Source organism: Adlercreutzia sp. St.1H8, from assembly GCF_059728655.1.
The window spans coordinates 2,253,569-2,272,905 of record NZ_AP039376.1 but is presented as its reverse complement, the minus strand read 5'-3'; the positions used below and the strand labels follow the sequence as shown (position 1 = coordinate 2,272,905).

Here is a 19,337-nt window from a genome sequence, read left to right as displayed (position 1 = left end):
AATCGAAAACTGAGCTATACGTTATCGACGAGCCACTGCTTCCGCCAGTTCTCCATCCGCGCGTTCTTCTCTGACGGATCCATTCTGCCAATCGCCTTAAGGACATCCTGCGGCTCAACATCCCCGGTTTTATGCTTCAAGGAGTCTTTTGCTATGTCGTAGGCAAGCTGAACGGATGTCGTCGCAGCAAAGGGTTTTCCCCTCCGCGCCAGATTGAGTGCTTCGGCGGCTTCGCTTATCGCGTTGTTGAACAACACGATGGCGTCCATCTGCTCGGACGTGTTTTCGACCAGATAGTCAACACCGTCGCTTCCGACGCCGAACTCAACCTCTCCTTGTCTATTCTGCCTTTCGAAAGGCGTTTCTTTTCCAAGGCCTAAATATGGTGTCTGGATAATGCCTTGTCGAGCAGCGCTCGTTTCGAACATGCCGTTGCAGCATCTGATAATCGCAGCGTCTCTTACCTCATCGCCGTAAAGCGGGCAAAACGCAAGCACGATCCAATCGACATGCGCGGATGCTCTCTTGAGAAGGTCGTAGACTTCGAGGCTAACCGGAAACTCCCCGGGAGCAATCTTTCTTTCATGAAAGCCATTATTGAGAAACCAGCCGCGCAAATCGGTATGGAATTCGATTACGAACCCGAGTTGAACATCAGCAGAAGAGTTGATCTCCGCCACCCGATCGCGATACGCATCGAGCTTCAACGCATGCCCGCGACCGTCTTTGCCGAACAGTCCCGCGTCGAGCGAAGTCCTGATGTCATCAACGCAGGCGTTCGATTGCTCCCGTATCGCCCGGCTGATCAAATCGCCGAACCCTTGGTAAGCCCTTTCTGTCAAGGCGTCCCTACGAGCTGCATCCTCGTGTTGCTTTCGAAACCGCTCCGCATCCGAAGAGAACCTCGCGGACTTAGATTCAACCTTCTTGCCTCTCCCGATATGGTGGTCAACACGGAAGTGCTCTAAACCGACTATTCTTCTTCCGCCTTCGGCCGTGATGAGAATATCGGGTCTATCGAATGGGCGGGCGTCGCCCGACAGTCGGGCGATGTTCCTTCTCGCTTCTCCGCCTTTTGCTCTCGCGGCTTTCAGCGATTGCTCATAAATCGATAGTTCTGCGTTTTCCTGGTTTTCCTTATGGCTCATAAGCGTTACCTAGCTCATCCTGCCCATCACCTCGAGCAGGTCCTCGTACGTCGCCACGTTGTGGTAGCGCACGTCGCTGGTGCTCATCTCGTTGAAGAGCTTCTTGGCGCAGGCGATCTTGGCGTTCTCCACACCAGAGAGCTCCATCGTGTCCATGGTGCCCTTTGTCTCGGCGACGAAGAACACGTGGCGTACGCTGCCCTCCTTGAAGGCGATAGCCCAGTCGGGGGCGTAGTTGCCTACCGGTGTGGGAATCTGGAACGTTCGAGGCAGCTTGGCGTAGACCGCTACCTCGGCGGCGGCGTCCATGTCCTCGGCGAACCTGCGCTCGCCATCGGAGTCGGGGAACACGAAGCGCTGGATGTTCTTCTTGGCCTCGTACGCCTTGCTCGCGTTGTCGGGCATGCGCTCGGTGAAGATCGCCTCGTCGTAGGCGTCGTCGATCTCGTGATAGCTGATGCGCTCAACAACCATCGTCGCCTTCTCCGACACGATGAGCGCAGCGGCCTTCTTGATGAACTCCTCGGGGTTCACGCGGTAGAGCCCGAACACGTTGGCGTCGATGCCGGCGAGGATCGTCGCGGCGCTCCTGCGCGTGATGGCGGCGGCCTGCGCCACCTCGCCCACGAGGTCGTAGGTCACACCCACGGACGCCGCGCCCGCGTCCACATCGCGGGTCTCGGTCTGCGTGCGGTCGAACGAGCTGCCGCCCTGCACCTCGTCGCGCGTGGCCTGCGACTTCTGCCCGCCGACCGTCAAGGTGTACTGCAGCCTGCTCACGCGCAAATCGCTGTTGATGCGCTCTATCGACTTGCGCCTCAGCTCGTCATCCGAGAAGCTCACCGTGTAGGCATGCTTGCGGTTGATGCGCGCCCACAACTCCTTGAACTCGCGTTTGGCGAAGTTGTCAGTCAGCGTGTTCTCGGTGATCTTCTCCTGGGCTCGCCCGATCATGCCGTCGAGCGCGTGCGCGTCGTAGACGCTTCTCACCAGCGCCTCGACCGCCCTGGCGTGTGCGGTGTCGGCGATGCCCTCGGGCAGCTTCACGACGAAGTACCCCACGAAGGCGCCGTCCTCGACAGCCTTGCGGAACTCGGCGGTCGGCTTATCGTCGTCGTCGATGAAGTCGCACTTATAAAGAGCCTTGTAGATGCGCTTCGACTCCTCCTCGGTGAAGGAGACCGCCTCGCCATCGAGCACGACGTCGCGCCCGCTGAACAGGTTCATCTCCACCTTCTTCGGGCGCTCGCGCAGGCTCTTGCTTATATCGGTCTGCAAATCTCTCACGAACGTCTCGTAGCTCTCCGACGCGATCACGGTGAGCAAGTTCACGCGGTGCACCTCGTCGGGTCCCAGCAGAGCGGCGTCCTGGCGGTTGCCGTCCTGGTCGACAGCCAGGCGCATGCCACGGCCGACCTCCTGGCGCTTGCTTGTCTCAGAGCCCGATTCCTTGAGCGTGCATATCTGGAAGATGTTCGGGTTGTCCCAGCCCTCGCGCAGTGCCGAGTGGCTGAAGATAAAGCGCACGGGCTCATCGAACGAAAGCAGGCGCTCCTTATCGCGCAGGATCAGGTCGTATGCGCGCTTCGCGTCGTCGTCGTTGATGCCGATGCCGTCCTCGCGCTCCGCCTTCTTCTCGGCCTTCGACTCGACGGCGTTGCCCTTCTTGTCTACAGAGAAGTAGCCGGAGTGCACCGAGCGCGCCTCGAATCGCCCGAGGTACTGCGCGTAGGAGGGGTCGAGGATGTCGTCCTGCGTCGGGCGCTTCAATCTGTCGGAGACGATGGCCTCGTACTCCTCCTCGAAGATCTTGCCGTAGCCCACTGTTTCGCCGTTGCCGGAGAGGTCACGGTATTTTGCCACCTGGTCGATGAAGAAAAGGCTCAGGCACTTGATGCCGCGGCGGAAAAGCGCCTCCTCCTTCTGCAGGTGGCTCAGGATCGTCTCGCGTATCTGCATGCGCTGCATGTCGTCGGCGGCGGAGTCGCCGTAGACCTCGCCGATGTAGATGCGCCCGTCGTCCCCGATGGAGCCGTCCAGGAAGCGCACGTAGCCCGCGCGTCCGTCCTGGGGCGGGACCACGCCGTCGTTGCCGCTCGCGATGGTGTAGCCGCGGTACGCTTCGAGCTTCGTCGAGCCGCTGGCGTCGTAGATGCTGTCGCCCTCGCCGAAACGCGCGGTCTTCTTGCGCACCTTGCCGCCAGACCCCATGCACTTGAACTCGATAACGGCCTCTGGTGCGCGGTTCTTGGACACCACGATGTCACGCAGGTACAGGTAGCCGTCGGTTCCGCGCATGTTCTTGAGGGCGAAGCCCTTCACCTCGATGCGCTTGACGAGTTTCTGGTTGTAGGCGTCCAGGGCGTCCAGGGCATACACCAGGTCGTGCTTCTCCTTGTGAGTTGCCGAATAGTTCAGCACGAACAGAGGGTTGAAGCGGGCGATGCCCTTCTGGGTCGCGCCTCCCTTCTTTCCCATCTTCTGTGGCTCGTCGCAGATGACGATGGGGCGATTCGCGGCGATGACGTCGATGGGCCTGCGACTGCTGAACTCGTCGCGCTCGTCGAAGATGATGCGCGCCGCCTTGTTCTTGGCGCCCTCCTTCATCGACGCGTTGAACGCCTGCATGTTGATGACCATGCAGTTTACGTCGCTCGATTGGGAGTACGCATCCAGCTCGGTCAGGTTGTCCGAGTCGTATATGAAGAACCTGATCTTCTTGTGGTATTGGGAGAAGAAGTGCTCCTGGGTGTTCTCCAGACTCTTGGCCACTCCCTCGCGGATGGCGACCGATGGCACCACCACGATAAACTTGCACCAGCCGTACAGGCGGTTGAGCTCGAGCATCGTCTTGGTGTAGACGTAGGTCTTGCCGGTGCCCGTCTCCATCTCAACGTCCAGCTGACAGGCTCCCATGCCGCAGAAAAGCTCCTCCGACTCGGGGATCTGGTTGCGTCGCTGCACCGCGCGCACGTTTGCCAGTATGTCGGCGCCCGAAAGCGCGACGGGCGCATTGGCATAGCCCTCGGGGTCATCGCCGCCGAAGTCGATCTCGCCCTGCGCGCGCTTGGGCTTGCGGCCCAGATCGCGCAGGTAGACGGAAGCACCCTGGTTGGGCTGCCCCTCGAAGACCGAGGTCACCGCGTCTGCGGCGTCGGTTTGATACTGTTGAACTTTGAACTTGAACTTCATGTCGACGCCTTAAATCACCTGGGGAACGGTGTCGGGACTGTAGGTGCGGAATAGCTCCTCGTAGTTGGCGTGCGTGGCGTCGTCGGCCATGGATGAGTCGCGGATGACGGCGTACCAGGGCTTGGCCTTCGCCATCTCCTCAATGGTGTCGGAGCCGACGTTCGCATCGAAGCAGGCCGCCAACTTGTCGCCATCAACAAAGAACACCTTTCTGCCGGCAAGTACGCGCTCCTCGATCTTCGCGGAGTACGAGATGCCGAGCTTGGGCAGCACCTCGAAGAGCAAATCAAGGTCGGAGCGGCCCTCCTTCACGTTGTCGGCGAAGTCGAAGAGGTCCTCCTGGGAGGTCTCGCCAGGCGTGAGGTAGAAGTCCTTTAAGTTCGAGGAGTCGATGCGAAGCACGCGGAAGCCCAAGTCGGGACAAGGCTTGGGCTCGGCACCCAGCTCGAGCTGTTCGTTTTCCTTGTCGATGCCTGCGGCGATTTTCGCTCCTGCGCGACGTATGCGCTCCTCTCCGATCTCGGTCAGCGTGGAGAACTGGCCTGTGGTCATCTCGGGAATCTGAACGAGCACAAAGCGACGACTTCCACCGTCCTCTGCGTTCTTCTCCATGACCGCCTGCGCTGTCGTTGCAGAACCAGAGAAGAAATCGAAGATAAGGCTGTTTTTGTCTGAAGCTAAATCGAGGACTCTCTTGATTAAGCGAGTTGGCTTAGGGGTATCGAACGGAGCACCTTCCCTAAATAAAGTCTTCAGCTCCTTTAACGCCTCTTGAGTATGACCGACTTCAGAGTTTGACCACCATGTCCAAACATTCCCACCATCTGATTCACTTAAAAACTTTTTCTGACGCGGTCTAGAGGAGCCGTTTTCACCAAACCAAATTCGATTATCAGCTACAAGAGAGTCAAAAGAAGCCTTAGACAAAGCCCAGCAACGACCTTGCGGCGGAGTCATCACAATACCGCTTGGAGTAGTAATCTCATAGAATTGGCTGGACGTAGCATGGCCGGTTTGACCAGTTATATCGACAGAAGCCCATGGGCCTCTCGCGTCGTTATCAGGGTTTTTGTATTGCGATGTCCGTTCATCAGAAAGCGGCAATTTATGCAAGGACTCTTTAAATCGCTCCAAGCTTTTAGCATAGACGGCAATATAGTCTTGAGCCGCTCCAAGATTGAGCCTAGCGTCTGGAGAAGTCCTCTTTTGCCAAACGATTTGCGCGGTGAAGTTCTGGCCTCCAAACACCTCATCACATAGATTCCGAAGGTTGCGATCTTCGTTATCGTCAATGCTGATGAATATCGCGCCGTCAGCCGTGAGCAAATCGCGAGCCAGCAATAGCCGCGGGTACATCATCGAGCACCAATCCGAATGAAACCGGCCGTTGCCCTCGGTGTTGGCAACCAGACGACCACCTTCCTCGTTGTAGTCGCCGTTCTCCGCATCGTACTCGCCACGAGTCTTGGCGAAGTCGTCGTCATAGACGAAGTCATGGCCCGTATTGTAGGGCGGGTCGATGTAGATGAGTTTCACCTTGCCGGCGTAGGTCTCTTTCAGAATCTTCAACGCGTCAAGGTTATCGCCCTCGATGTAGAGGTTCTCGGTGGTGTCCCAATCCTTGGACTTACCAAGCTCGGGAATCATCGTCTTGTAGATGGGGCGGCGCGCCTCGGCCTTAGCCTCGCGCTTGCCTGGCCAAGTGAACTGGTAGCGCTCGCGTTGCCCTTCGGCAACGTCGCCCAAAAGGTCGCGCAGGGCGTCAAAGTCGACGACGCGCTCAAGCTCTCCTTCGGCGTTTTTCGTCTCCGTCATTACTTGAGGGAATAGCTCGGCGATCTTTTCTATGTTCTCCGTGGCGCCATCGGCGGTTCCCAATTCGATCTTTTCCATCTAAACGCACCTCTTTCTAAAAGGGATAGTCATCGTAGGCCCATTCAGGTTCCGGGGCGGGCATCTCCAAGAGGACGGAATCGGCTTCACCTGGCATGGAATCCAGCCTCTTGGCAAGCTTGCAAATCCAATCGGGGACGCTTGCTTTACCTCCCTCGATCTCGTTCTTGTATTTGACGAACAGGCGAAGCCCCTTCGTTTTGGCACCAACGGGACCGATGCCGAGGTTGTCTTCCAGCAGAGTACTGAACCCCAAATACGAATCGTGAAGCTCGCCGTCGGGGTAATCGTCGTTGCAACCAAAGAGGGACAGAATCGCTTTGTTGGCACCAACCGTATGCTTCTCGTCTTCGGTGCCCTTGTTTTGCGAATCCCCATCGAATATCACAAAGCAGGGGATTCCGAATTCGCTGTAGAGGCGATAGAAGCGGTCGAGCTCATTCTTGCCGCCGCAACGCACTATCGAGATGCCTTTGCCATCGTAGTCGTATTCGATCTTGTCGAACGAGTAAGGCAAGATCAGCGACTCGCTCTCACCCTCAACGAGCACGACCTTCGAAGCGAAGAGGCCCTCTGCAGCTTTCTGCGAGTCGCCCGTGTTCTCGAACGCGTTACGATACTCGAGCATGAGACGTTCTTCGTCGGTCTGTATCCCGAGACGCATTTGCAGGTCATCCATAAAACGTTGTGGTCTCGCCGTTCTGACGTACGTCCCCCGCTCCGCGCTTTTCCGAACCAGAAATAGCTGGTCAAAATGCCCAAGGTCGACGAACTCGGTCGAGTGGGTGGTAAGGAATATCTGCGTGCCCGAGTCCGCGAGCTCTTCGATAACCCGATAAAACTTGCGCCTTGCCTGGGGGTGAAGGTAAAGCTCGGGCTCGTCGATGAACAGGGGCGTATGGTTCTTAAGCTTCAGCCTAGAGTAGGCGCGAAGTATGGCGATGGTGAGGCTCGCCTGAACGCCCATTCCCATGTCCGACGCACGCATCTGAACGCCGGTCTCGCGTTCTGTCACGAAGATCTGGAGCGTCTTGTAGAGATTCCACGGGTCGTAGGCATTCAGGTCGACAGTCAAATCGTTCGGCGAGCAATTGAGCTGATGGGCCGTCTCCTCTTGCATGATCCTGCTGAGTTCGCCCATGAGATTGGTTCCGTCCTCATCTTCGATAGAGAAGAGGATTTGATCGCGAATCTCTTCCATTCGCCGCTTGAAAGCGGCCGCCTTGCTGACTTCCTCCCCGTCGGGAGTAGGAATGGTTTCCTCATTGAGGCGCTCATTGAATTCCTTGAGCATCCTCCCCAATAAGCTCCACTGGCTAGACGCTGGGTTGTCGAGAATGCGCCTATCTGGGCCAATTGAGGCTGAGACATAGCGGCTGCGCGTCTCGTCGGTAATATATCCGCCGTTATAGTTCAGCCCATGCTTTTCATTCCCACGATAGTCGTGCCATGTCGAATCGAATGACAGACAATTGCCGTCGCCAAAACGTAGCTCTATACCCAGAGGCAGCTCTTCGTCGCCCTTATAGAAATCCCAACGCTCAAGGCGATTGGCGGTCGGAAAGGACGGACCGAGTAGGAACTCCATCGAGGCCAGGATGTTGCTCTTGCCAACGTTGTTGGCGCCGATGAACACGTTGATTCGCGGAGACAACTCGAGCTCAAGATGTTTGACGCTTCGGTAGTTGTTTACCGTCAGTTTGCTGATCTTCACTCTGCAGCTCACCTGCCATTCTCGATGTCGACAATCTGCCTCTTGAGTTCCTTCGCCTGTTCGAAAAGCGCGTTCTTCCGAGCAAATTGCCTTTCCTTGCGGCCACGGGCTTCCACCTTGGCAAGCTCCGCGTGAAGAGCCTCGAGCCTTGCGTCGGCCTCGAATCGCTCCTCGACGGTCTCGGATTCGTTGCCGGAATCGCCGTAGGCAATCTGCGAGGCCAGAGAGTCCCAGACCTCGTCCATGTCCGTCGCGTTCACGTCAAGCCTGAGGGCAGAGGCGTCTTGCCATGCGCCGACCACAAGGGACTTGAGCATGACCGCCATGCACGCCTCGGTGCCATAGGTGCACACAAACAGGAGCTTGTGCGGGTTCGCATTGGCCACGCAGGCGAGCACGTCCTCGGGCACGCGGTGAGCCTTCAGAGCAACCTCGAGCACCAGCACCTCATCGACACGCTCTCCTGATGCGATGCCCGTTGTGGCGGTCTTAACTGAGTTCGCAACGGTGAAGCGCCCCACGTCATCCACGAACGACTGGCGCAGGGCGGGGCCAACCTTAAGGTGACCGTAGAAAGCCTCCTTGGGGATACGCCTTCCCACCTCGGTCGTGCTCGGAAGCCCTAGCATCTGGGCCTCACCACCAAAAAGCACACCAGCTCGAAGTCGTCGAGTCCCTCGATGTCGTTCTCCAGAAAGCCCGTCGTGCCGTCGGTGAAGAAGCTGTCGACGTCGGACTCCTGCTTGGAGTCCACAATCGACGCCACCGCGTCACGCAAGAGCCCAGCCTCGCGGCGCATGTTGCGGCCATTCTTGGTCTCGCGATTGTAGGCACGGCAGAGTGCCATGTCGGGCTCGGACTTACCGCGGCACAAAAGGCGCATGTCGTCGAGCACCGCCTTGGGCTCCAGGTGTCCGCGAGCAACGGATCCGTCGGATCCCATGCGAACCACATAGAACGGGTGCAGATGGTTCGCCCCGTCGCGGTCGATCCTGCTGTTGACGTTGCGCAGCACGAAAATGACGCCGGGCTCGTCGCCCTCCACCACGGCGTTGATGCCGCTCGGAAGGCGGTCGATGTCGGGGTTGTCGCGGTAGTAGCCCACCAAGTCCATGCGGAACTCGTTGAGGCCAAGGTCGGTGATGGACACGCCGCCCGAAACGTCCTCCAAATCCACGACCTCGTCGCGCATCTGCTCGAGCTGCTGGCGACGGTACTCCAGATCCCCCGTCTCGTCGGCGTTGATGTAGTCGTCGTCGCCGGTGGACGTCATAACGGTTATGCGCATGCGCTCCTCGACGCGCGCCTTGAGCTTGATGTACTCGTCGAGCTCCACGTCGGGCCAGTAGTTCACCAGCTGGATGCGGACGTTCTTCGAGCCGATGCGGTCTACGCGGCCAAAGCGCTGCACGATGCGCACGGGGTTCCAGTGGATGTCGTAGTTCACCAGGTAGTCGCAGTCCTGGAGGTTCTGGCCCTCCGAGATGCAATCGGTGGCTATAACGATGTCCACGTCGCAGCCGGAAAGCTGAGGCGCCACCACGTCGCGCTCCTTCGACGCGGGCGAGAAGCAGGCGAGCACCTCCTGCATGTGCGGAGGCACGGCCTTTATCGTGCAGGCGCAGCCGTCGCCCGTGACCTTGGCGCACTCGAGGCCGAGCTCGCGCTTCGCGAAGGAGGACACGTTCTCGTAGAGGTAGTCCGCCGTGTCGGAGAACGCGGTGAACACGAGCACCTTGCGGTTGCCCGGGTTGATGGGGCTTTGCGACTTCTCACGGATCTGCTCGCACAGCTCGATGAGCTTGGCGTCGTGAGCGGGGTCGATGTCGCGCACCATCGAGATCAGGACCTCGATGACGGCGACGTCCGCCTCAATGTCGCGCTCCCAGCTCATCCAGTCCATGTCCTCGACGAGGATCTTCGTGGCGCCGCCCACCTCGAAGCCGCTCTCGTCGTCGGGGTCGAAATCGAACCCGCCCGGCAGATCGCCGTCGGCCACGCTGGCGCCCGAGGCGAGGCCCCTGCGGTAGTCGTCTATGGTGTCGAGGGTGGCGTTCATCGCCGCCAGCACGCGCTCGAGCGTCAGGCGGAACGAGCACACCGAGCTCTCCAGACGCTTGAGCAGGTTCGTCGTCATGAGGCGGCGCACGCCCGTCTCGCGCCCCCCGAGTGTGAGGTTTCCGCCGCCGCCCATCTTCGCGTACTTCTCCATCTTGCTGGGGTGCACGTACGAGCTCGGCATGTACACGGCGAGCACGAGGGAGTCAAGCTCCTCGTATATCTCGCGGTAGTTGATCGCGTTCGGCAGCGTCGAGAGCTTGGGGCGCTTCGATATCGGCGGCAGGCGCTTCGGGAAGGGCCCGATGGCGCTCATGTCGTAGTAGCGCTGGATGTGCTTGCGGCTGCGTGCCACGGTCACCTGGTCGAGCACCTCGAAGAAGTCGTAGTCGAGCATGTCGGTGAGGGCGCGTGTCGTCCGCTGCTCGCCGGGCAGCTTCGACCAGCGGGCGTAGACGGTCTGCGCGTTGCGGAACACCGTCTCGATGTCGTTCTCAAGGCGCAGCTTCTCAGACCAACCGGTGGGGTCGCCCCAGTACGCCAGAGCGAGCTGGTTGTGCAGGTCGCGGAAGCGGTTGTTCACAGGCGTGGCGGACAGCATCAGCACCTTGGTCTTCACGCCCTGCTTGATGACCTTCTCCATGAGCAGCTGGTAGCGGTTCATCCTGTCTTCCGACGCCGAGTCGCCGCCGTTTCGGAAGTTGTGGCTCTCGTCGATGACGACGAGCCCGTATGCGCCCCAGTTCAGGCGGTCGAGAGGCAGGCCCGTCTCCGACGTGCCGCGCGTGCGCGAGAGGTCGGTGTGGTAGAGCACGTCGTACTGCAAGCGGTCGCCCGCGATGGGGTTGTTCACGACGTTCGAGTTGTAGGTGATCCAGTTGTCGCGCAGCTTCTTGGGGCACAGCACGAGCACGTCCTTGTTGCGGCTCTCGTAGTACTTGATCACGGCGAGCGCGGTGAACGTCTTGCCCAGGCCGACCGAGTCGGCCAAGATGCAGCCGTTGTAGGTCTCGAGCTTGTTGATGATGGCGAGCGCCGCGTCCTTCTGGAAATCGTAGAGCTTGCTCCAGATGAGGCTGTCGCGGAAGCCCAGTCCCTCCTTGGGGAGCACGTCCTCGGAGACGTCGTCTAAGAACTCGCTGAATATGCGGCAGAGCGCCATGTAGTAGATGAGCTCGGGCGCGTTCTCCTGGTACATGGCCGTGATGCCGTCGATGACGGCATCGGTGACGTCGTGGAGCTCGCCCGAGTCCCAGGCGTCGTCGAACTGCTTGAGCAGGGCGCGCGACTGGGAGGCGTCCAAGCGCATGGTCACGTCGGGGACGTCCGTGGAATTGTCGCAGCCGAGCTTGCGCGTGGTGAAGCCGTCGAAGGGCATGTAGGCTACGTTGTCGTCCGCCTTATCGACATCCAGAAAGCCGCTCATGCGCCCCTCGCCCTCGAAGGAGCGGAAGCGCGCCTTGCGGCGGATCCAGTCGGCGCACTCGGTCGCGACGGCCTTCTGCGTGAGCTCGTTGCGCAGCTTGATCTCGAAGTCGGTGCCGCAAAGGCCCTGCTCGCGGGAAAGGCGCGGGATGTAGAACTCGCGCTTCTCGCGCGCTGGGCGCTGCTTGGTGAACGCCTGCGACGTGAAGATGAAGCGCAACTCGTCGATGCCCTCAAGCTGCTCGGCGAGTTCCTGGTAGGCGTACATGGAGAAGACCGACGCGGCTATCGCCACGCGGTCGCCGGCGGCTATGTTGGCGACGAGGTCGTCTTTGACGATGCGCGCCCTGTTGTCGAAGAAGTCTGGCTGCATAGGCTTTATGCCCCCTTCTTCGCGAGCTCTTCGATCATGCACGTGCGCACGAAGGCGGAGAAGCTCATGCCGCGGAGCGCCGCCTCCTCCTTCGCCGCGTCTCGCAGGGTGTCGGGGATGCGCAGGGTTACGGAGACCTGGTCGCCGTTCACCAGGAAGCTCCTGATCTCGGTCTCGTCGGGATTGCCCTTGATGAGCTCCTTGTAGCTGTCAGACATCTGCGCTTCCATCGCTCGAAATGCAATACAAATGCGTTTGCAGCATTATAACGCGGCAGCACACGGCGGCACTGGGAATGCGAGGACAGCCGATGCCCAGGCTTTATATGAGCGCGGACGGCGAAGAACGCCCTGATTGAGCTTGGATGGCTGTTTTCGTTTGGGCCCTCATCGCTCGTTTTCGCGAGGCTTGGCGTTTGCCCGCTCCTCCGCATAGAGGACCTCGTTCTGGGCCTCCAGGATGCGCGCGGCGTCGCCGATGCGCTCGGCGCGCCTCTCGCTTATCGACCTCAGGGCCAGGATCCCCTCGACGTCGAGCGGGTCCAGCTGGTCGGCGTGCGCCAGGGACTCGAGCAACTGGTCAAGGCCCCTCGCAAGCCTCCCGGCGTCGCATGTTCAACGTAAGCTTCTGATTGCTGGTTTCACCATCGGTGCTTTTCGATCGTCCTTAAGAAAATATTTCGGGTTTCATCAAAAGAGGAAGACATGCCGACCACCACGATTGATCTACTTTGGATTTGCTTAGGTAATCGTCCAAAGGAGGTCGGAAGGAATGATCAGCATGTCTGTTGTTCAGAATATACGAAGACTGCGCATGGAAGGCGAATCCATCGCATCCATCGCAAGGAGTGCAGGAGTGTCGGAGCCCGCGGTTCGCAAGCACCTGAAACCCCACGACATGTCGCCGTCGCTCACACGTGGAGTTATGGGGACGCACGTTTATGTGGCGAACCCAGTGTTGAGGGGGTATCTGCGGCGGTTCTTCGTCGGCTAGTGCGACGGGGCGCGGGTAACGCGGGTGTGCCCCAACCTCGCCACCAGCTCAAGGCCGCTCCCACGCCCTCGTCCCTTATGCTAACCTTCCCACTATGGGTTCTGTCGTCAATGCATATCTCTCCACCTTCAGCGGGAACTTCAACATGGCCGTGCTGCTCTGGCCGTTGCTTTCGCTGCTGCTCACCGTTCCGTTCCTGGTGGTTCTGTATCGTCGCGACGGGTGGTTGCGGCTGACGGCGGTCTTTGCCATCTACGCGAGCATCCTCTATGCGGCGGGCCTCGTGTGCTTCACGCTGTATCCGCTGCCGTCGGGCGACTCGGGGCCGGGCATCACCTACGGCATCCCGCCTATCTTAGATCCCCTCAACTTCATCCACGACATCGCCCGCGGCGGTTTGTCGGCGGTGCTCCAGCTGCTGTTTAACGTGGTGCTCTTCGTGCCGCTCGGGTTCATCGCCAAGACGCTTCTGAGACTCGGGCTGCTTCCGACGGCGGGAATCTCCCTCGCCGCGACGTGCCTCATCGAGGCGGCGCAGCTCACGGGGCTCTTCGGGGTGTACCCCTTCGCGTTTCGCACCTTCGACGTCAATGACCTCATGTGCAACACGCTCGGCGGCCTCATCGGCTGGGCGCTGGGCCACCTGGCGGTCACGCTGACCCGGCGCGGGCCGGAGGGCCTGCCGCCCGTCACCCACCGCCCCGGGTTCGCGCGTCGATGCGTGACGCTGTGGACGGACGCCATGATCATCGACGTGTGCTCGGTGGTTCCCCGCATGGTGGTCGTGGTGGGCCTGCGGGTGGCGCTGGGGGAGGGCGTCGTCGACGCCGCGTTCCTCGATCGGTTCAACGCGGTGGCGTCCCTCGTGTGCTTCGTCGTCGCTTTCGTGATCGTGGAGGTGGTCGTCCCGTGGCGAAGCGGCGGCTGCACGCCGTCGGGCATGTTCTACCGCATGTCCTGCGAGACGCGCGAGCGAACCGGCCTGCGCCGCGTGGCGTTCTACGCGCTGCGGGCGGTGATGCTCTTCGCGCTGATGGTCTTCCCGCGCTTCGCCCTCCTGCCGCTGGCGCTGTTCTACCTGGTGGCCCGTCAGATGCCCTATGATCTGGCCCCGGCAGGGGAGAAGGGGGCGCTGCGGGAGGAAGGCTCCGTCGAAGGCGATGAACCCGTTCTCGCCTCCTTGGAGTAGCGCCCGCCGCGCCGCGCGCGACCCGCGGCCGGGCGCCCGCAATCGCCCTAGAGCCAGACGGCGTGATCCCTTCCTGAGGCTATCTCGAAGTTGCGCTTCACGATGCCCAGGTCCATGTCGCTGTAGGGGCCGCCGGTGGCCTCGGCGCGCACACGGTCACCCTCCAGCGTAAGCAGGAACTTCTGCTGGTTGATGGCCGTGGGGGCCAGGATGGCGCCGCGCACCCCCTCCTGGAACCAGCGGGGCGCCGGCTGCTCGGCGCGCGACACCTCGGCTGCGGTCTTCACCTTGTGGGGGACGCCCGGGGTCTCGCCGTAGCCGAGGGTGATGGCGCAGGCCATCTTCTCGCCCGGCCCGACGACGGCGGGACTCTTGCGGCGGCTGAACGAGAGCCCGACCCAGCAGCTGTTGAGCCCGAGGGCCTGGGCGACCAGGACGATGCGCTGCCCCCAGTAGCCGACCCGCTCGTTGAGGCCGGGCTCCTTCTCGCCGACGCAGGCCAGGTAGTTGCGCACGTTCTTGAAGCTTCCGTAGCGCGCGATGAAGAAGTTGAACGCATCGGGCTCGTCCGTCATGAGCTGGAGGCGCAGTCCGCTTTCCCGGTTGGCGGCGTCGACCTCGGCGCGCAGGGCCTCGACCGCCTCGTGCGCCAGAGGCCGGTCGATGAAGCTGCGGACGGAATGGCGTGCCTCAATGGCGTCTCTGAGCGCCTGGTCGTCGATCATGAGGTCTCCTCTCGCGTGAATGGGGTTCATTATACGCGTGCGAGGGCGAATTTCCCCTTGCCTGTACTTTACGTGGGACAGGCAAGGGGAAATTTCTTGATAGGGTGAGGTCGTTCGCAGGATCCGTTTGAGAGGAGGCCCCCATGGGCGGCTGGAATTCCTGGCTCTACGAGGACTATGAGGAAGAAAACGGTGCGAGCCGAGGCTCGTTCAGCCGGGATTTCGGGGGCGGGGAGGTACATCTGCACCAGACCATCAACGTGAACGCCCAGTCCTCGAACAATTGGCACACAGATATGATGCGCGCATTCCACCTGGCCTCCATCAGCACCAGCTTGAGATTGATGCGCTAGGTTTGTCGCTGTGCCGCCGCCCTGGGCGCCAGGGCCCGCTTCCGGTATGCTGGGGACGATCAGCGGCCGAAGGGAAGGCGGGGTGCAGGTGGACGAGCGGGACGAGATGGCCGGCGCAGTCGAAGACGCGGGCATTGAGCGACAGCGGGAGGTAGCCTATGACCTCCTGGGCGAGTTCGCGCGCAAGCGCATCGCGTGGTACGGTGATGCGTCCAAGATCAACCTGCGCAAGCTGCTGGCCAAGGATGTCATCATGTTCGCGGCGCGCGGCGTGGTGTCGGCCGAGGAATTCGTGGCTGAGGCCTTCCGCGCTTGCGAGAGCTCCAGCGAGGAGACGGTCATCGGCAACACGTGGCAGGCGGTCATCGCCGCCATCTCGTCGGACACCCTGGACACGGGCGACATGATGACCGTGCGCGAGGGCGCGCTGTGGGTGTGCGAGCTGAAGTCGCAGGCCAACACGGTGAACTCGTCGTCGTTTCCTCAGGAGCTGCGCGAGCTGAAGGACAAGTGCGCGGCCCAGGAGCGCTTCCGTCGTGCGAGCGGACAGCCGGTGCGTCCCGCCTTCTGCGTGATGCGCCACAAGAAGTCCATCGACGAGGTGCGCACCTACCGCGCTGACCCACGTGATCTGCCGAACCGCGATATCGACGGCTTCGCGTACCGCTACCTGGCCGGCGACGCGTTCTGGCAGTGGCTCACCGGGTTCGACTCGGTGGAGGGGCTCGTCAGCGATGTGAGCCTCATCGCCAACGACGGCGTGGCCGAGGCGCGCGCCGCCTGCCTGGCACGCTTGCAGGCCGAGATGCACGCGGCGCTTGCCGAGCATGGGCTGGGTAACACGATGAACGACGTGCTCAAGCTGAAGAGGGCGCTGGGGTAGGAATCTCCGCGGGCGCATCTCGGCTTTCAAGCGCGCCTCGGGCCGCGCTTCCAGGTCGCTCCGCACGAGCCCGCGAGGCGCCAGCCGACTAGAGGAGCCGCTCGAACACGTCCTCGTCCAGCAGGGAGAACACGTAGCTGTCCCGCGCGTTGTGGTCGTCGGTCTGCCGGTTTTGGTACGCGTGAAGCGGGGCCTCGCCGCGCTGGATGCGCTCGCCGAGTTTCGAGAGCTCCGCCTGCCAGACGCCGTAAAGCTCGGGGACGGTGATGCCGCGGTACTCCCGCTGTGTCCAGTGCACCCAGAAATAGATGAAGCAGTCCGGGTGGTTGGCCTGGTAGTTCTCGAAGTCCTTCCGGTTGAGGGTGACGGAGTAAGCCGGGTCGCACCGTTTCCCGCAGTAGCGGTACTTGACGACGGTGAAAAAGGGCGTGTTCTGGACCTTGAGGTCGGCCGGGCGGTTGTTGGTGTAGTCGAAGAGGTCGATGGCCCAGCTGCAGCGCTCCTTCTCCGGGTTCTTGCGGATGTCCAGGCCGAGTTGGGGGACGATCTTCTCGACGAAGTCCGCCTCCGCGTCCTCGCCCCACTCGTACCACCGCGCCCTATCCTCGGTGCTAAAGGGCGTCTGGTTCCGCTCGATGACGCTTGTGAGCTTGGCATACGTGTTCCCTGCGCCGCTCACCTTGAGCTCGAAGTCCACCGTCATCCCAACAGCGAGGGTGCCGGCGGGCTCGCCGTGGTACAGGCGTAGCCGTCCGTGCTGGTCGCTGCGCGTGTCGACGATGACGAACTCCTTGTCGTCCTCGCATTCGACGATGAGGCCTCGCATGGTTACTCTCTCTTTCTCGTGGCGGTTGCCTAGAGCCCGCGTTCCCGGTGGTCGTTGATGGCCCGCTTGGCGGCGGTGGCGAAGCGACGCAGCGCGGCCTCCTGCACGTGGCGCCCGTCCTCGCGGTAGCGTAGGTCGCGCGTGCTGCGCAGGTCGCGGAGGTTGCCTATGGTCAGCTGCGCGGTGCCGGCTACCTCGCGGCGCTCGGTCTGCACGCTGGTGGTGGGGCCGCCGAGCGCCCAGGCGGCCAGCGCGGCGTCCCTAAGGCTACCGGTCTCCTGGAGCACGGCCAGCCCGGCGAGCGCGCCGAAGCCGTCGTCCTCCTCGATGACGCGGCTGCTCTGCTCGATGCGGCCCGGCGTGACGGCGCAGATGACGAACGACGTGTCAGTGAAGCGGTAGAGCCGGCCGTCCACGCGCACGCCCGCGCTCGTCAGCTCCCAGAGTCCCGACCCATCGCGCGCGGTGAAGCTCGCAAGCACTTCGCTGGCCATGGCGCCTCCCTTCTCATCCTCTCGGATTCTACTATAGGGCGCTCGGCGCGCCAGCGGGGCGCGTCGGCGGGCATGCCGAGGGGCGCAGGGCGCTCGGAAGTCGCCCGCTGCCACTTTTTCGGCGAAAATTGGCACTAAGCGGCAGTTTGGTACGCTTTGCAAGGCGCTAGACGGCGCTTCTTGGCGCGCAGCCGCTCTCCGGGCCGAAGGAGGCGCGACGTTTGCCCAGGTCGTGGCTTTTCGCGGGATGCGGGCTCTTCTCGCGCGCCATGCCATACCGTACCAAACTGCCGTTTAGTGCCATGCGAGACGGAAAAAGTGGCAGTGGGGGAGGGTGCGCGGATCGCGCCAGGCGTTGCCGCTGCTCTGCCGCTTGCGCGACTGATTGCGCCGAGCCGGCTGCCGATGCGGCCGCGCGCGGGCGTGGCCTTGGCCTATCCCCAGGTCTGGTCGCTCGTGCGCTTGTAGCGGGAGTAGGGGAATCCCTCGAACCGAGGGTCGGCGGCCTCGCCGGCCATGTCGGCACGCAGCGCTCGGCCGATGGCCTCGCCGAGGGCCACGGGGACGGCGTTGCCGATCTGCTTGTAGACGTCCATGAGGTCGCCGCAGATGCGCCAGTCGTCGGGGAAGCCCTGGACGCGCTTGTACTCTTCGATGGAGAGCGGCCGGTCCTCCGTGGGGTGGCACAGGTCGGTGGCGGGCATCGTGGGCGTGGTGACCAGGGTGGGGCACGGCCGGTCGAAGCGGATGCGCCGGTAGAAGCCGGTCTTGCCGCCGGAGAGCGCGTAGGCCTTGCCCATGGCCTCGCGCTGCATCTCGTCGGGCAGGTTCTTCCAGCACTCGCCCTCCTTGAGCATGCGGAAGTAGCGCAGGCGCTTCTCGGGGAAGTCGGTGTGGTGCATGCCGGCGGTGTCGAGATCGTCCACGGCGTCGCGGAAGGTTCGCCACGGCGGCAGCCCGCACTCGCCAGCCGGCGCGTGGGTGGGCGTGAGGTAAGGCACACGGCCGCCGCCGCGCTTCCCGATGAGAACCACGCGCTCGCGGATCTGCGGCGCGCCGAAGTTGGCGGCGTTGTAGAGGTTGAAGCTCACCTCGTAACCCGCCTCGGCCAGGCGCCTGAGCACGAGCTGGAAGGCGCCGCCGCGCTCGGGCTGACCGCCCTCCACCAGGGGAAACGGCGTCGAGAGCAGGCCGCGCACGTTCTCCACCACCACATAGGTGGGTTGGATCTCGGCCACCAGGGCCAGGTAGCGTAGGAAGACGTTGCCGCGGTCGTCGTCGAAGGCGCGCCGCGCGCCGGCGGTGCTGAACGCCTGGCAGGGCGGGCCGCCGAACATGACGTCGACGGTGCCGGGCGCAAGGCCGGCCATCTCGAGGATCTGGTCGGCCTCGTAGCGGTTGATGTCGCCGATGAGCGCCGCGTCGGGGCGCATGGAATGGATGGTCATGCGGCACTTGCGGTCGTTCTCGCAATAGAGCGCGGGGTGGATGCCGGCGCGCTCCATTCCCAGGTCAAGCCCGAGGGCGCCGGAGAAGAAGCTGAGCGCGCGGATGGGTGCGGCGGAGATTGCGTTGCCGGCGGGGCTTGTTTCGCTGGCGAGGGATGGGATGGCATCGCCGGGCGCGCCGGCGGGTATCGGGGTGACGCCGGGGCGGCGCGGGTGGTCGGCCGGCTCGGGGACGAGGTTGTTCTCGGCGAGGTAGGCGCCCAGCTTGTCGGCGAAGATCACCCACTTGTTGCCGACCTTCTCAGCTGGTAGCGCGCCGGTGCGGATGAGGCGCGAGACGGTCTGCTTGGTGACGCCGAGCGTGCGGGCGACGTCGTCGGCGGAGAGGAGGTCGTCACTCGTCGCGGTCGGGGTGGATGTTGGTGTCGTCATTTGAATGGCTGTGCTTTCTGTTCGGAAAATTTTCTAGTCCATGATAGCGGAAGACGGAGCGAGGCGGAGAGAAAGGATGGGAGAGCGAGGCGAGGCGGGGCCGGCGGCCGGGCGTCCGGGGGGTGCGGGATGGGGTTGGCGGTCGGCCGTAGGGGGGCTTGCGGTGGGCGCGATGGCACTGGCGGAGGGGT

Annotated in this window: 16 protein-coding genes; 4 read left to right on the top strand and 12 right to left on the bottom strand. The window is 62.2% G+C overall.

The annotated features are described in order from the left end of the window. Positions 1–14: 14 nt before the first annotated feature. From AC6I0Y_RS08940 to AC6I0Y_RS08905, 8 genes are all read right to left on the bottom strand, one after another. Positions 15–1,148, bottom strand: a complete 1,134-nt coding sequence (locus AC6I0Y_RS08940) for a hypothetical protein (RefSeq protein WP_497731090.1) — start codon at positions 1,146–1,148, stop codon at positions 15–17. Between the two features lie 9 nt (positions 1,149–1,157). Beyond that, on the bottom strand, positions 1,158–4,340 hold the full coding sequence (locus tag AC6I0Y_RS08935; RefSeq protein WP_497731087.1) for a type III restriction-modification system endonuclease: 3,183 nt from the start codon (positions 4,338–4,340) through the stop codon (positions 1,158–1,160). A 9-nt stretch (positions 4,341–4,349) separates the two neighbouring features. Continuing rightward, on the bottom strand, positions 4,350–6,233 hold the full coding sequence (locus AC6I0Y_RS08930; RefSeq protein ID WP_497731084.1) for a site-specific DNA-methyltransferase: 1,884 nt from the start codon (positions 6,231–6,233) through the stop codon (positions 4,350–4,352). A gap of 16 nt (positions 6,234–6,249) precedes the next feature. Beyond that, entirely contained in the window at positions 6,250–7,947 is a 1,698-nt protein-coding gene (locus AC6I0Y_RS08925; protein ID WP_497731082.1) for an ATP-dependent nuclease, read from the bottom strand. Positions 7,948–7,955: 8 nt separating this feature from the next. Continuing rightward, the gene (locus tag AC6I0Y_RS08920) at positions 7,956–8,576 is read right to left on the bottom strand and encodes a DUF4391 domain-containing protein (RefSeq protein ID WP_497731079.1); all 621 of its coding nucleotides are present in this window, start codon (positions 8,574–8,576) and stop codon (positions 7,956–7,958) included. Beyond that, positions 8,570–11,803, bottom strand: a complete 3,234-nt coding sequence (locus AC6I0Y_RS08915) for a helicase-related protein (RefSeq protein ID WP_497731076.1) — start codon at positions 11,801–11,803, stop codon at positions 8,570–8,572. The genes AC6I0Y_RS08920 and AC6I0Y_RS08915 overlap by 7 nt, the downstream gene beginning before the upstream one ends. Before the next feature lie 5 nt (positions 11,804–11,808). After that, positions 11,809–12,021, bottom strand: a complete 213-nt coding sequence (locus AC6I0Y_RS08910; protein ID WP_497731074.1) for a YlcI/YnfO family protein — start codon at positions 12,019–12,021, stop codon at positions 11,809–11,811. A 168-nt stretch (positions 12,022–12,189) separates the two neighbouring features. Further along, complete coding sequence (locus tag AC6I0Y_RS08905; protein ID WP_497731072.1) at positions 12,190–12,378, bottom strand: hypothetical protein; 189 nt, start codon at positions 12,376–12,378, stop codon at positions 12,190–12,192. A 196-nt stretch (positions 12,379–12,574) separates the two neighbouring features. Between AC6I0Y_RS08905 and AC6I0Y_RS08900 the strand changes: the two genes are divergently transcribed. Both AC6I0Y_RS08900 and AC6I0Y_RS08895 read left to right on the top strand, forming a co-directional pair. Continuing rightward, entirely contained in the window at positions 12,575–12,796 is a 222-nt protein-coding gene (locus tag AC6I0Y_RS08900; RefSeq protein WP_497733687.1) for a hypothetical protein, read from the top strand. 145 nt (positions 12,797–12,941) lie between these two features. Continuing rightward, positions 12,942–13,985 carry a VanZ family protein gene (locus tag AC6I0Y_RS08895; RefSeq protein WP_497731069.1) on the top strand — a complete coding sequence of 348 codons (1,044 nt, stop codon included), beginning with the start codon at positions 12,942–12,944 and terminating at the stop codon, positions 13,983–13,985. Positions 13,986–14,032: 47 nt separating this feature from the next. Here the strand turns inward: AC6I0Y_RS08895 and AC6I0Y_RS08890 are convergent, their stop codons facing one another. Then, positions 14,033–14,710 (bottom strand): nitroreductase family protein, encoded by a 678-nt coding sequence (locus AC6I0Y_RS08890; protein ID WP_497731067.1) that lies wholly within the window; start codon positions 14,708–14,710, stop codon positions 14,033–14,035. Between the two features lie 143 nt (positions 14,711–14,853). On the opposite strand from AC6I0Y_RS08890, the gene AC6I0Y_RS08885 reads away from it, so the two are divergent. Both AC6I0Y_RS08885 and AC6I0Y_RS08880 read left to right on the top strand, forming a co-directional pair. Beyond that, complete coding sequence (locus tag AC6I0Y_RS08885; RefSeq protein WP_497731064.1) at positions 14,854–15,063, top strand: hypothetical protein; 210 nt, start codon at positions 14,854–14,856, stop codon at positions 15,061–15,063. Positions 15,064–15,151: 88 nt separating this feature from the next. Then, a complete protein-coding gene (locus AC6I0Y_RS08880; protein WP_497731062.1) occupies positions 15,152–15,946 on the top strand; it encodes a PmeII family type II restriction endonuclease in 795 nt (264 codons plus the stop codon). Between the two features lie 88 nt (positions 15,947–16,034). On the opposite strand, the gene AC6I0Y_RS08875 is transcribed toward AC6I0Y_RS08880, so the two are convergent. The 3 genes from AC6I0Y_RS08875 to AC6I0Y_RS08865 all read right to left on the bottom strand — a co-directional run bounded on the left by AC6I0Y_RS08875 (position 16,035) and on the right by AC6I0Y_RS08865 (position 19,146). Next, positions 16,035–16,772, bottom strand: a complete 738-nt coding sequence (locus AC6I0Y_RS08875; protein WP_160709752.1) for a hypothetical protein — start codon at positions 16,770–16,772, stop codon at positions 16,035–16,037. A 29-nt stretch (positions 16,773–16,801) separates the two neighbouring features. Then, positions 16,802–17,266, bottom strand: coding sequence for a hypothetical protein (locus AC6I0Y_RS08870; RefSeq protein ID WP_497731059.1), 465 nt, complete (start codon positions 17,264–17,266; stop codon positions 16,802–16,804). Positions 17,267–17,700: 434 nt separating this feature from the next. Beyond that, entirely contained in the window at positions 17,701–19,146 is a 1,446-nt protein-coding gene (locus tag AC6I0Y_RS08865) for a DNA cytosine methyltransferase (RefSeq protein ID WP_497731057.1), read from the bottom strand. Between the last annotated feature and the right edge of the window lie 191 nt (positions 19,147–19,337).

What these genes read in the sequence shown, in the direction of transcription:
- AC6I0Y_RS08940 (WP_497731090.1), bottom strand. Translation starts at nt 1,148, where the DNA reads ATGAGCCATAAGGAAAACCAGGAAAACGCAGAACTATCGATTTATGAG.
- AC6I0Y_RS08935 (WP_497731087.1), bottom strand. Translation starts at nt 4,340, where the DNA reads ATGAAGTTCAAGTTCAAAGTTCAACAGTATCAAACCGACGCCGCAGAC.
- AC6I0Y_RS08930 (WP_497731084.1), bottom strand. Translation starts at nt 6,233, where the DNA reads ATGGAAAAGATCGAATTGGGAACCGCCGATGGCGCCACGGAGAACATA.
- AC6I0Y_RS08920 (WP_497731079.1), bottom strand. Translation starts at nt 8,576, where the DNA reads ATGCTAGGGCTTCCGAGCACGACCGAGGTGGGAAGGCGTATCCCCAAG.
- AC6I0Y_RS08915 (WP_497731076.1), bottom strand. Translation starts at nt 11,803, where the DNA reads ATGCAGCCAGACTTCTTCGACAACAGGGCGCGCATCGTCAAAGACGAC.
- AC6I0Y_RS08910 (WP_497731074.1), bottom strand. Translation starts at nt 12,021, where the DNA reads ATGTCTGACAGCTACAAGGAGCTCATCAAGGGCAATCCCGACGAGACC.
- AC6I0Y_RS08900 (WP_497733687.1), top strand. Translation starts at nt 12,575, where the DNA reads ATGATCAGCATGTCTGTTGTTCAGAATATACGAAGACTGCGCATGGAA.
- AC6I0Y_RS08895 (WP_497731069.1), top strand. Translation starts at nt 12,942, where the DNA reads ATGGCCGTGCTGCTCTGGCCGTTGCTTTCGCTGCTGCTCACCGTTCCG.
- AC6I0Y_RS08890 (WP_497731067.1), bottom strand. Translation starts at nt 14,710, where the DNA reads ATGATCGACGACCAGGCGCTCAGAGACGCCATTGAGGCACGCCATTCC.
- AC6I0Y_RS08885 (WP_497731064.1), top strand. Translation starts at nt 14,854, where the DNA reads ATGGGCGGCTGGAATTCCTGGCTCTACGAGGACTATGAGGAAGAAAAC.
- AC6I0Y_RS08875 (WP_160709752.1), bottom strand. Translation starts at nt 16,772, where the DNA reads ATGCGAGGCCTCATCGTCGAATGCGAGGACGACAAGGAGTTCGTCATC.
- AC6I0Y_RS08870 (WP_497731059.1), bottom strand. Translation starts at nt 17,266, where the DNA reads ATGGCCAGCGAAGTGCTTGCGAGCTTCACCGCGCGCGATGGGTCGGGA.
- AC6I0Y_RS08865 (WP_497731057.1), bottom strand. Translation starts at nt 19,146, where the DNA reads ATGACGACACCAACATCCACCCCGACCGCGACGAGTGACGACCTCCTC.